Below are 1,986 nucleotides of genomic sequence, written 5' to 3'. Positions count from 1 at the left end.
CCGACTAAGGGGAAGACAATCCGAATGGCAAGGGCGTCACTGGCCAACGGTGGGGTCTGAAGGAAGCCATAGGAAGTTAGATGTACACAACTAACCGTAACCTGTTTCGGCAGCATTTGGTGGGTAAGCGTCCGAAATAGCGCGAAGCCCAATACTTAGTCAGACCAATGCTGTGTTTGAGGGTGGAATATCTAACAGGGAGTCAGTGCAATAACTGGGGAAGCCTGGCATCAGATCCAGCTATTAGCTGGAAGCATTATATCAAGAGGTGACTCAAGAATAATGTTGGTGTGAGGTGGCAGATGAACCCGTAGTAGTGAGTAAGGCTAGGCCGATGAAAGCCAGTAATGGTGTGGAGGACAAAACCAAGCCGACTATCAGCAACGTGTCTGATAGAGCCAATTGTTACCAAAAGTACAATTGTCTGCGAAGGGGGGAAGCTTACTTAAAGACTATTACTGAATATTAGCGACGCTATATGGGTACACAAGCTATTTGACGAAATAGGGCATCTGGATTTGGTTACTTAGGAATAAGTGGACTGATACCAAGAGCCGTACAGAGGAGTAACCACAGACCTTGATGTAGATTGCCAACAGGCTAGAACGCTTCAAATCTGTGATGAAATACACTCACCATACAGACAAGAAAATACGAAAATAATAGCGCACTAAATTGATAGAGAAACGATGAGAAAATTCTACAGTTTATATGGACGCCTACTTGATTTGAAGGGGTTATATAATGCATTTAAACAAGTGAAAAGAGCGAAAGGTGCGGCCGGAATAGATGGGCAGAGCCTGAGCGATTTTGAGCAAAATTTAGTAGAAAACTTAACCGCTCTTCATCAGGAATTAAGCCTTAAAACGTATCAACCTCAATCTGTTAAACGGGTAGAAATACCCAAAGATGGCGGTGGAATTCGTTTATTAGGTGTTCCGACGGTTCGAGATCGCATTGTACAACAAGCCATCGTTGATGTGCTTGATCCCATTTTTGACCCAAACTTTCATCCGTCAAGCTACGGATACAGAAAAGGGCGAAGCTGCCACCATGCAATCAATAAAGCATCAATGTTTATCCGACAATATCAACGACAATATGTCGTTGATATGGATTTATCGAAATGCTTCGACATGCTCGATCATGACTTGATAATTGAGAGCATAAAGAGACGAGTAACAGATGGAAGTCTCCTAAAACTCATCAGGCAGTTTCTCGAAAGTGGGGTAATGATAAATGGGACATACGAGCCGACGACGATAGGCAGTCCGCAAGGTGGGGTAATTAGCCCCCTTATTGCTAATATTTATCTCGATAGATTCGATCAGCAAATGATGGCAAGAAATCATCGCATAGTGCGCTATGCGGATGACATTTTAATCCTGTGTTGTACGAAAAAGGCAGCGGAAAATGCTTATGAAACGGCGAAAGAAATCCTAGAGGGTGAACTCAAGTTGGAGATCAACAAAGAGAAAAGCCACATAGCACACAGTGATGAGGGTATTAAGTTCTTAGGAGTAGAGATAAAGAGTAGATATACTCAAATTCAACCTAAGAAATTAACTGCCTTCAAAAATAAAGTTCGAGATTTAACCCGAAGAAATGGCGGTAAGCCACTATTACAGGTAATCAAAGAGCTAAATCCCCTGTTGCGTGGTTTTAGTCAATACTTTCGGATAGCCAATGCCAGTAAGCAGTTTAAAGCATTAGCAGGTTGGATAAGAAGGCGACTTCGTAGTATTCAGTTAAGGCTATGGAAGAAGCCAGAAAGGCTTCACCGATGGTTAAAGCAGCATAACTACAAACCGCCCTTTAAGCAGATCAACATGCGAGTATGGAACTCGTCAAAGAGTCCATTAGCGAGCTATGCTATGCCAAATCAGTGGTTTACCGAGTTAGGACTATTTAATCTTGAAACGGTAAGTATCGGAAAAGTGTTCACATACGAATATAAGTAAGCAGGAGCCGTATACGAGGCCCGTA

The 1,986-nt window shown here is 42.7% G+C and carries 1 protein-coding gene; it reads left to right on the top strand.

The features are described 5' to 3' along the window. Positions 1–689 precede the first annotated feature (689 nt). Positions 690–1,961: a group II intron reverse transcriptase/maturase gene (ltrA, locus tag PVK70_RS18605; protein ID WP_130049483.1), complete on the top strand. Its 1,272-nt coding sequence runs from the start codon at positions 690–692 to the stop codon at positions 1,959–1,961. The last annotated feature ends 25 nt before the right edge of the window (positions 1,962–1,986 follow it).

The sequence above is a fragment of the Aliivibrio sp. A6 genome (assembly GCF_028765505.1).
Taxonomy (GTDB): domain Bacteria; phylum Pseudomonadota; class Gammaproteobacteria; order Enterobacterales; family Vibrionaceae; genus Aliivibrio; species Aliivibrio finisterrensis_A.
Note: the sequence above shows the minus strand (reverse complement) of the source record. Positions and strands in the feature narration are given on the sequence as shown.